This is a genomic window from Calidithermus terrae (assembly GCF_003574345.1).
Classification (GTDB): Bacteria; Deinococcota; Deinococci; order Deinococcales; family Thermaceae; genus Calidithermus; species Calidithermus chliarophilus.
On the sequence record NZ_QXDL01000159.1, the window covers coordinates 1 to 9,807 of the forward strand.

Consider the following 9,807-nt stretch of genomic DNA (forward strand, 5'->3'; position numbering starts at 1 on the left):
CCCCCCACCCTGCAGGGCCCCGGCCCGCGCTACGCCGTGGCCTACTGGCCCGGCTACGACGCCGTCTGCCACCGCTACGGCCCCCAAAGCCCCCAGGCCGCCGACGAGGCGGCCGCCGTGGACGGGATGTTCTCGAGGCTCCTGCGAAAGCTCCCCCGCGACGGCAAAACCCTCCTGGTCCTCAGCGCCGACCACGGCCAGCACGAGCTCGACGCGGCCCAGGCCCTCTACCCCCAGCAGGACGCACGCCTCATGGAGCTCCTCGCCGACGCCCCCGCGGGCGAGGTGCGCGCCCGCTACTTCCGCACCGAGCGGCTGCGGGAACTGACGGAGCACCTCGAGCCCCTCGCCCAGTGCCTCCCCAGCGCCCAGGCCTGGGAACGCGGCCTGTTCGGCGGCCCCCCCGCCCTCGAGCCCTTCCGCGCCCGCACCGGCGACCTCATCGCCGTACCCCGGGGCAAGCGGAGCTTCCGCTGGCTCTGGCACCCCACCGCCTCACCCGGCCCCGACGGCGGCTCCCACGGCGGCTGGAGCGCGGAGGAAATGCTGGTACCGGTGATCGCGGTGCGGGTTTAGGGCGATAAGCCGTCAGCCATCAGCTCGTGTCCCGTGGCTCGTAGTCCGTCGAGGGCCAAGGCGTCGTACGTCGTACGTCGTACGTCGTACGCCTTGCGCCTTGCGTTTTGCGTTTGGCGTATTGCGTACGACCCGCGCCCGGCTATCGGCCATCGACCCCTAATCCCGCAACCCCACCTTATCCAGGAGGAACGCGTACTCGAGCGCCACCTCCTTCAGCCGGTCGTAGCGGCCCGAGCTGCCGCCGTGGCCCGCGCCCATGTGGGTCTTGAGCAGCAGGGTGTTGGCGTCGGTCTTGAGCTCGCGCAGGCGGGCGACCCACTTGGCGGGCTCCCAGTAGCCCACGCGGGGGTCGTTGATGCCGGCCGTGACCAGAAGGTGGGGGTAGGCCTTGGCCTCGACGTTGTCGTAGGGGCTGTAGGACTTCATGTAGGCGTAGAACTCGGGGTCGGCGGGGTTGCCCCACTCGTCGTACTCGAGGGTGGTAAGGGGGATGGAGGGGTCGGACATGGTGGTGATCACGTCCACGAAGGGCACGTGGGCCGCCACCGCGCGGAAGAGGTCGGGGCGGAGGTTGACGACCGCGCCCATCAGCAGGCCCCCGGCGCTGCCGCCCACGGCCATCAGGCGCTCGGGCGTGGTGTAGCCCTCCTCCACCAGGTGCAGGGCGCAGTCGATGAAGTCGGTGAAGGTGTTCTTCTTCTTCAGCAGCTTGCCGTCCTCGTACCAGCCGCGGCCCATCTCGGCCCCGCCCCGGACGTGGGCGATGGCGAAGACCACGCCGCGCTCGAGGAGCACCAGGCGGGTAGGGCTGAAGGTGGGGTCGATGCTGATGCCGTAGGAGCCGTAGGCGTAGAGGTAGAGCGGGGCGGGCAGGGCGGTCGAGCGCTTGTACACCAGCGAGACGGGCACGCGCACCCCGTCGCGGGCGGTGGCCCACAGCCGCTCCTGCGCGTACTCGGCGGGGTCGTAGCCGCCGAGCACCTCGTCCTGCTTGAGCAGGGTGGTCTGCAGGGTGTTCAGGTCGAGCTCGAGCACCTTGCGCGGCGTGACGAGCGACTGGAAGCTGACGAGCGCGCGGTCGGTGGCGTACTCGCGGTTGTCGGCGGGCGCCACGGTGTAGACGGGCTCGGGCCACTCCAGGCGGCGGTAGGTGCCGTGGATGAGGTCCCACACCCAGACCTGCGTGGAGCCCCCCTGCCGCCCGTAGACCAGCAGGTGGTGGGCGAAGGGCAGCACCCCCTGGAGGTAGACGCCGGGGTCGTGGGGCAGCATCTCGTGCCAGTGGTCGGGCGAGGGGCTGAGGAGGGGGGCGCTGAGCAGTTTGAAGTTGAGCGCGTCCTGGTTGGTGAGCAGCAGGAAGTGCTGGCCCTGGTGCTCGAGGCTGTACTTCACCCCGCGCTGCCGGGGCGTGAAGACGTGCCACTCGCCCTCGGGCTGGAGGGCCTCGAGGTAGCGCACCTCGTCGGTGAGGGTGCTGGTGGAGGCGGCGAAGAGGAAGCGCCCGCTGGCCGACTTGTAGAGCCTGAGCCGGAAGGTCTCGTCGGGCTCCTGGTAGAGCAGGGTCTGCTCGGGGCTGCCGAGCCGGTGGCGGTAGAGGTAGCACGGCCGCTGGGTCTCGTCCACGCGGGTGAAGAAGAGGTACTCGCCCGTGGCGTCCCACTCGAGGCTCTGGTGCAGGTAGACGTCCTCCACCCGGTCGGGGAGCAGCTCGCCGGTCTGGAGGTCCTTGACGTAGAGGGTGTAGCGGTCGGAGCCGTCCTCGTTCTGCAGGTAGGCCAGCAGCCGGTGGTCGGGGCTGGGCTTGAGCACGCTCACGCTGAGGTAGCTCTTGCCCTCGGCCAGCGCGTTGAGGTCGAGGATCACCTCCTCGGGCGCGGCCTCGAGCTCCCCCCGCGAGGCCGCCCGCTTGCGGCAGTGGATCCGGTACTGCTTCCCCTCCTCGGTGCGCGCGTAGTAGAAGTACGGCCCGTGCTGCACGGGCACCTCGAGGTCGGTCTGCTGGATGCGCCCGAGCATCTCCCGGTAAAGCTGCTCCCGGAAGGGCTCCAGGGGCCCCATGACCGCCTCGAGGTAGGCGTTCTCGGCCTCGAGGTGCGCGATGACCTCGGGGTTTTCGCGGTCGTTGAGCCAGTAATAGTCGTCGGACCGGGTATCGCCGTGGGCAGTGTGGGGGTGCGGAATGCGCTTGGCAGTAGGCGGCTTGATTTCGGACATGAGCCTAGCTTAGCCGAAGGCGAGGGGACGCAGCGGCAAGCGGTCGGCCGTCAGAGGGAGGCACGCGGTCTGTCGAGGGCCGGGGGCCAAGGCGTACGACGTACGACGTAGGACGTGCCTTTAGCGTTTCGCGTTTGGCGTCTTGCGTCTCGCGTTCGGCGCACAGCGCACGACCACGGTAAACTGTCTCCCGTGCCCCGGAAGATCATCCTCGACTGCGACCCCGGCCACGACGACGCCGTCGCGATCATGCTGGCCCTGGCGAGCCCCGAGCTCGAGGTGCTGGGCATCACCACCACCTACGGCAACGTGGGCCTGGAGCGCACCACCCGCAACGCGCTGGTGGTGCAGGAGGTCATCGGCACGAGCGTAGGGGTCTACCCCGGCGCCGACCGCCCGCTGGTGCGCGACCGCATCAGCGCCGAGGCGGTCCACGGCATCTCGGGCCTCGAGGGCCCCGCCCTGCCCCAGCCCCGCCAGCAGCCCCGGGACAAGCACGCCGTGCACTTCATCATCGAGAGCGTGCTGGCCCACCCCGGCGAGGTCACGCTGGTGCCGGTGGGCGCCTTGACCAACCTCGCCCTGGCGATGCGGCTCGAGCCGCGCATCGTCCCGGCCATCCGCGAGGTCGTGCTGATGGGCGGCTCCATCGACGTCGGCAACTGGAGCCCCAGCGCCGAGTTCAACATCCTCTGCGACCCCCACGCCGCCAAGATCGTCTTCGAGGCCGGGGTCCCGCTGGTGATGATGGGCCTCAACCTCACCCACCAGACCCCCGCCACGCCCGAGCGGGTGGCCCGCTTCCGCGCCCTCAGCACGCGCGCCGGGGCCTTCACCGCCGAGCTGCTCGAGTTCTTCCAGATCCACCACCAGCAGCGCTACGGCTTCCCCGGCGCCCCCATCCACGACGCCTGCGCCGTGGCCTACTTGCTCGAGCCCGCGCTCTTCAAAACCGGCCACTACCACGTCGAGATCGAAGCCAACGAGGGCCTGGCCTTCGGCCGCACGGTCTGCGACTACTGGCGCGTCACCGGCAAAGCCCCCAACTGCGAGGTGGGCCTCGAAGTCAACGCCGAAGGTTTCTACGAGCTGCTGCTCGAGCGCATCGGGCGGTACAGCTAGCCGTCAGCTTTCAGCCACCAACCGCCGGCTCATAGCGCTTGGTTGTCGAGGGCCGAGGGTCCAGGGCCGAGGCGTACGGCGTAAGACGTAGGACATGCGTTTTGCGTTTCGCGTCTTGCGTTTCGCGTTTTACGTACGACGTACGACGCCGAACGCCCGCCCCCTTAAGCTGTTCCTATGAGCATCGTCGTCGTCGGCAGCCTCAACATGGACCTCGTGGTCAAGGTCCCCCGCCACCCCGTGCCGGGGGAAACCCTGCTGGGCTCGGACTACGAGAGCCACTTCGGCGGCAAGGGGGCCAACCAGGCGGTGGCGGCGCTGCGCATGGGCGGGAAGGTGCGCATGATCGGGCGGGTGGGCAACGACGGCTTCGGCGAGCGCATCAAGGCCCACCTCAAGGCCCAGGGCATCAACGTCAACGCCACGCTGTGCATCAACTCGCCCACCGGGGTGGCCTTCATCAGCGTGGACAAGGAGGGGCAGAACGCCATCATCGTCTCGCCGGGGGCCAACTCGAGGCTCAAGCCCGAGCACCTCTCCCCCATCGAGTTCGAGGGGGCCTCGGTGGTGGTGCTGCAGCTCGAGGTCCCCCTCGACACCGTGCGCCGGGCGGCCCGCATCGGTCGCGAGAGCGGCGCGAGGGTGATCCTCAACGCCGCCCCCGCCCTGCCCCTCGCCCCCGCCGACTTGGCCCTCTTCGACCTCCTGGTGGTCAACGAGAGCGAGGCCCACGCCTACTGCGGGCTGGCCGTGGACTCCCCCGGACTCGGCCTCGAGGCCGCCCGGGCCCTGCGCGAGCGCTGCCCCACCGTGGTCGTGACCCTGGGGCGGCAGGGGGCGGTGTGGGCGAGCCCCGAGGGCGAGGGCTACCAACCCGCCTTCGAGGTGCGCGCGGTGGACACCACCGCCGCCGGCGACGCCTTCATCGGCGCGCTGGCCGTGGCGCTGGGCGAGGGGAAGAGCCTGGCGGAGGCCGTCCGGCTCGGCGCGGCGGCCGGGGCGCTGGCCGTCACCAAGCCGGGCGCGCAGTCCTCGCTGCCCAGCCGCCTCGAGGCCGAGGCTTTCCTCAGCGCCCGCGGCACCTGACCCCCTCAGCCCCCTCTCAGCCCGCCGTACGCGAAGGCTAAGCATCGGCTGCTTAGCTGGGCGGCAGGAGGTCGGTATGAAGTGGGGACAGATGCGCCAGAGCGGCAACGTGGAGGATAGGCGGGGCCGCGGCCCGATGCTGCCGGGCGGCCCGGCCGGGCTGGGGCTGGGGGGAGTTCTGCTGTTGCTGCTGGGCAGCCTGCTCTTCGGGGCCAACCCGCTCGACGTGCTCAACCAGATCCAGGGCAGAGCCCCCACCCAGACCCAAGAGGCCCCCGCCGCCGACGACCCCGACAGCCGCTTCGTGCGCTCGGTGCTGGGCGACCTCGAGGACACCTGGAGCACCCTCTTCGAGCGCAGCGGCCAGCAGTACGAGCCCCCGCGCCTGGTGCTCTACAGCGGGGCGGTGAGCTCGGCCTGCGGCAGCGCCAGTTCGGCGGTCGGGCCCTTCTACTGCGGCCGCGACGCGCGGGTCTACCTCGACAGCACCTTCTTCGACCGCCTGGCCCAGAACTTCGGCGTCTCCGGCGACTTCGCCGCCGCCTACGTCATCGCCCACGAGGTAGGCCACCACGTGCAGAACCTGCTGGGCATCATGGACCAGGTCGCCCAGCGCCGCGCCCGCTCCGACCCGGCCACCGCCAACGCGCTGTCGGTGCGGCTCGAGCTCCAGGCCGACTGCTTCGCCGGGGTCTGGGGCCACTACGCCAACCGCCGCGGCCTGCTCGACTTCGGCGACCCCGAGGAGGCCATCGGCGCCGCCACGGCCATCGGCGACGACAACCTCCAGCGCCGCTCCCAGGGCTACGTGGTCCCCGACGCCTTCACCCACGGCTCCTCCGCGCAGCGGGTGCGCTGGTTCCGCACCGGCTTCGAGAGCGGGGACCCGGAAAGGTGCGATACGTTCTCGGTGCGGAATCCTTGAGGGAGGGTCGAGGGCCGATAGCTGAGCGTGGGTCGTACGTGGGGTGCGGGTCGTACGTCGTACGTCGTACGCAAGACGCCAAACGCCAAACGCAAAACGCAAGACGCCTGGTTCCCCCCTTAGCAAGGGGGGTTGGGGGGATAAACCCTCCCCGCGCGTGGGGAGGGACGGGGTGGGGCACACCACGAGCCACGGGCCACGGACCTTCCGCTGACGGCTGAGGGCTCTTCCCTCATCCCTTCCGTGCTACCAGGATTTGCGTTGAAGGCAGCGTGTAGGGCCTTCCCTCGAGGTCGCTGACTTCGAGGTCGGCTGCCCACTTTTCGGCCAGGAAGGGGATGGTGTAGGCCTCGCGGTGGACGGGCTCGAGGCCGGCTTGGCGCAGCAGGGCCTCGAGCTGGCGGCCGCTGGCCCAGCCGAAGTATTCGCCGACCTCGACGTGCCAGTTGGTCTCGTAGAAGTACTTGGTGGCGAACTCGTAGAGGTGGTCGGAGGGCAGGGTGTAGAGCCCGTCGGAGACGCTGAACTCGAGGGTGAAGGGGCGGAAGTCGTCGGCGAAGCGCCAGAAGCGCTCCTCGAGCTCGGGGCTGCGGAAGCGCAGGCGCAGCGGGCGGCGCTCGGGCTGCACCCCGTCGCGCACGACCAGCACGCCGCCCTCGGCGAGGAGGGCGCGGGCGAGGCCGAAGATCCGGGCGGCGGCCTCGGCCATGGGGCCTTCGGGGTGGCCGGGGAAGCGCTCGGGGTGCTCGAGGGCAAAGGTCGCCAGCTCGTGCAGGGTCGAGCAGAGGATCACGGTGTCGAAGGGCCCTTCCCCCAGCAGGCCGGGGTCGTGGGCCAGGGCGAAGAGGTCGCGCCGGCGCAGGCGGGCGGCGCCCTGGAGGCTGCGGGCCGCGACCCCCAGCAGCTTGGCCGAGAGGTCGATGCCCACCAGCTCGGAGGCGGGCGAGAAGCCGCGCAGCAGCTCGAGCACCGCGCCGCTGCCGCAGCCGAGCTCGAGGATGCGCCCGGGCCGCACGTGGGGCAGCATGCGGGCCTTGTCGCCCTTGGAGCGGGCCATGCCCTGGACGTAGGCCTCCAGGCCCAAGCCGCTGTGCACGTCGGGGCGTGTGCTCATGACGGCTCACGCTACCACAGGCCGGGCATCGCCCGCCGGCCGGCGCAGCCATGGCGCTCCGGGCGGATTTCCACCCCCCGCACGCCCGTTTAGGCTCCCTTGAGAAGCCGGAAGACTCAGCCCAGACTCTGCTTATGCAAAGCTGCGCTTCATCCAGGAGGCGCACTCCTGGGGGTGAGGTGCGCTCATGGTCGACTTCTCGCTGGCGCTCAAACGGGCCCACACCCTCCTGGCCTCCCTCGTCGCCAACCTGCCCAACATCCTGGTCGGGCTGCTGGTCCTGACGGCGTTCGTGCTGATCTCGAGGCTGGTGCCCAAGATCATCGGGCGCCTGCTCTCGGGGCACCGCAACGCCCAGAACCTCAGCTACGTGCTCAGCCGCCTGGCCTCCTGGGTCGTCGTCACGGCGGGGGTCTTCCTCTCGCTGTCCTTGGTGGTGCCCTCGCTGAGCGTGGGCGATTTGGTGCAGCTCCTGGGGGTCACCAGCGTGGCGGTGGGCTTCGCCTTCCGCGACATCTTCCAGAACTTCCTGGCCGGGATCCTGCTGCTGCTGACCCAGCCCTTCAGCCTGGGCGACCGCATCCAGGTCAAGGGCTACGAGGGCCGCGTCGAGGACATCCAGACCCGCGCCACCCGCATCCGCAGCGACGAGGGCGAGACCGTGATCATCCCCAACGCCACCCTCTTCACCGAGTCGGTGGTGGTGCGCCGCCCCTACCAGAACCGCCGCCTCGAGGTAGATGTCAACCTCAAGGGGGTGGCGCTGGAGCGGGTGCGGCCGGCGCTGCTCGAGGCCGTGCGCCGCGTGCCCGGCGTGCTGCACGAGCCCCCGCCCCAAGTGCTCGTCGCGGCCATCGCCCCCGACAGCCTCACCCTGCGGCTGCGCTGGTGGATCCTGGGCGGCACCAACGGGCTGGAGTCGAAGGACCGGGTGCTCGAGGCCGCCCAGCGGGTGCTGGCGCAGGCCGCGGCCCAGCCCCAGCCCAGCGCCTGAGCAGCGCCGGCGTGGGCCCGTCGGAGGGCAAGAGGCGAGCCCGCGCCGCCGCCTCCGTCCTCCTTGCCCCTCCCGAGGCTCGGGAGGGGACGGCCAATGGTCGGATACCTTACCCAGCCGAACGGCCCCAGGCCCCAAGATGGGGTCATGAACCCTTCCTACGAGGTCGCGACGCTGGGCGGCGGCTGTTTCTGGTGCCTCGAGGCCGTCTACGACGAGCTGAGGGGCGTTGTGGACGTGGTCTCGGGCTACAGCGGCGGGCACGTGGCGAACCCCACCTACGAGCAGGTCTGCGGCAAGCAGACCGGCCACGCCGAGGTGGTGCAGGTGACCTTCGACCCCGCGGCGGTGAGCTACCGGGAGCTGCTCGAGGTCTTCTTCACCGTCCACGACCCCACCACCCCCGGCCGCCAGGGCAACGACGTGGGGCCGCAGTACCGCTCGGTGATCTTCTACCACTCCCCCCAGCAGAAGGCCGCCGCCGAAGCGGTGATGGCCGAGCTCGCGGCCGAGGGGGTCTGGGACGACCCCGTCGTGACCGAGCTCAAGCCCTTCGAGGTGTTTTACCCCGCCGAGGACTACCACCAGGAGTACTTCAAGAAGCACCCCTACCAGCCCTACTGCGCCTTCGTGGTCGCGCCCAAGGTGGGCAAGTTCCGTAAGAAGTTCTTCGACCGGCTCAAGCGGGAGGGTTCCAGCGCGCGATGAGGCCGGGCAGCGCCTCCAGCCCCTCGATCACCGCGTCGGGGCGTTCGGGCTCGCCCCAGTAGTCGTCACGCAACCACACCGCCCGCATCCCCAGGCGCTGCGGGCCCGCCACGTCGTTCTCGGGGTGATCGCCCACGAACACGGCCTCCTCGGCGACCGCGCCTACTCGCTCGAGCGCGACCTCGTAGATGCGCGCCTGCGGCTTGCTGGCCCCCGCCGCCTCGGAGACGACGACCCCTTCGAAGTACCCCTCGATGCCCAGCGCCCGCAGCTTGCCCGTCTGCGTCCGGGTGGAGCCGTTGGTGACGACGCCCAGGCGGTAGCCCTGCCCGCGCAGCGTGCCCAGGACCTCCTCGAGCCCGGCGAAGCCGAGCGCGAAGTCGTTGTAGCGCGCCCAGTAGTCCTCGGTGAGGGGCTGGGCCAGCGAGCCGGGGAGCCCCAGCTCGGCCAGCAGCGCGGGGTACACCTCGGCCTTGGGCACGTAGCCGCGCGCGTCGAAGTGCAGGAAGCGCTCGAGCCAGCGCCCCGCCTCCACCGCCTGCAGCTCGGGGAAGCGCTCGTGCTGCGAGCGGGCCAGGCCGCTCACCGAGCGCTGGCGGTCGTGCAGGGTGCCGTCGAGGTCGAAGAGGATGGCGCGGATCACGCACCCGATTGTACCCGCCGGGCAATTCGGCCAAGCGCCCGAAGGGGCGAATGACCCGGTGCCCTTCGTCCGATCGCCTATACTTGCAAAGCAAGACCCGCTATGCCCAAGACCCCCCTCTCCACCCACCTCCGCTGTTTCGCCCTGCTGTACCGCAACCACGCGCCGGTACACTTCCTGGGCGGCTTCACCCTGATGGAGTTCCAGCACGAGGGCTCCTTCCTCACCAGCCTGCTCGGCGGCGCCCTCATCTGCGCCCTCACCGCCGCCCTCAACCTCCTCACCTACTTCTGGCGCCAGCGCTACCGCCCGGCCCAGCTCGCCCAGCACCACCTGCGCCACCTCACCGAGCGCTACACCCGCCTGCGCCACCCCACCCCCCAAGACCGCGCCGCCTTCCTGCGCGACCTGCGGGCTGGCTG

General features: G+C 70.6%; 10 protein-coding genes. 7 read left to right on the plus strand and 3 right to left on the minus strand.

Translation table 11 applies throughout. The features are described 5' to 3' along the window. Nucleotides 1-576 (plus strand): alkaline phosphatase family protein (locus Mterra_RS15545; RefSeq protein ID WP_147372838.1); only part of this gene is annotated, 576 nt, incomplete at its 5' end. Nucleotides 577-735: 159 nt separating this feature from the next. On the opposite strand, the gene Mterra_RS15550 is transcribed toward Mterra_RS15545, so the two are convergent. Next, nucleotides 736-2,793: a S9 family peptidase gene (locus Mterra_RS15550; RefSeq protein ID WP_119316003.1), complete on the minus strand. Its 2,058-nt coding sequence runs from the start codon at nucleotides 2,791-2,793 to the stop codon at nucleotides 736-738. A 192-nt stretch (nucleotides 2,794-2,985) separates the two neighbouring features. Between Mterra_RS15550 and Mterra_RS15555 the strand changes: the two genes are divergently transcribed. The 3 genes from Mterra_RS15555 (at nucleotide 2,986) to ypfJ (ending at nucleotide 5,926) form a co-directional block, all read left to right on the plus strand. Beyond that, the gene (locus Mterra_RS15555; protein ID WP_119316004.1) at nucleotides 2,986-3,915 is read left to right on the plus strand and encodes a nucleoside hydrolase; all 930 of its coding nucleotides are present in this window, start codon (nucleotides 2,986-2,988) and stop codon (nucleotides 3,913-3,915) included. 177 nt (nucleotides 3,916-4,092) lie between these two features. After that, on the plus strand, nucleotides 4,093-5,001 hold the full coding sequence (gene rbsK, locus Mterra_RS15560) for a ribokinase (protein ID WP_119316005.1): 909 nt from the start codon (nucleotides 4,093-4,095) through the stop codon (nucleotides 4,999-5,001). Nucleotides 5,002-5,077: 76 nt separating this feature from the next. Further along, the gene (gene ypfJ / locus Mterra_RS15565; RefSeq protein WP_119316006.1) at nucleotides 5,078-5,926 is read left to right on the plus strand and encodes a KPN_02809 family neutral zinc metallopeptidase; all 849 of its coding nucleotides are present in this window, start codon (nucleotides 5,078-5,080) and stop codon (nucleotides 5,924-5,926) included. Between the two features lie 232 nt (nucleotides 5,927-6,158). Here ypfJ and Mterra_RS15570 read toward each other — a convergent pair whose 3' ends face one another. Continuing rightward, nucleotides 6,159-7,040, minus strand: coding sequence for a methyltransferase (locus Mterra_RS15570; protein ID WP_119316007.1), 882 nt, complete (start codon nucleotides 7,038-7,040; stop codon nucleotides 6,159-6,161). A 187-nt stretch (nucleotides 7,041-7,227) separates the two neighbouring features. On the opposite strand from Mterra_RS15570, the gene Mterra_RS15575 reads away from it, so the two are divergent. Next, nucleotides 7,228-8,034, plus strand: coding sequence for a mechanosensitive ion channel family protein (locus Mterra_RS15575; RefSeq protein ID WP_119316008.1), 807 nt, complete (start codon nucleotides 7,228-7,230; stop codon nucleotides 8,032-8,034). A 147-nt stretch (nucleotides 8,035-8,181) separates the two neighbouring features. Next, complete coding sequence (msrA, locus tag Mterra_RS15580) at nucleotides 8,182-8,742, plus strand: peptide-methionine (S)-S-oxide reductase MsrA (protein WP_119316009.1); 561 nt, start codon at nucleotides 8,182-8,184, stop codon at nucleotides 8,740-8,742. Here the strand turns inward: msrA and Mterra_RS15585 are convergent. Continuing rightward, nucleotides 8,714-9,385, minus strand: coding sequence for an HAD family hydrolase (locus Mterra_RS15585; protein WP_170159696.1), 672 nt, complete (start codon nucleotides 9,383-9,385; stop codon nucleotides 8,714-8,716). The two genes, msrA and Mterra_RS15585, sit on opposite strands and share 29 nt — an antisense overlap. A gap of 102 nt (nucleotides 9,386-9,487) precedes the next feature. Here Mterra_RS15585 and Mterra_RS15590 point away from each other — a divergent pair. Then, nucleotides 9,488-9,807, plus strand: a 320-nt coding sequence (locus Mterra_RS15590; protein ID WP_170159697.1) for a hypothetical protein, incomplete at its 3' end; no start/stop codon positions are given.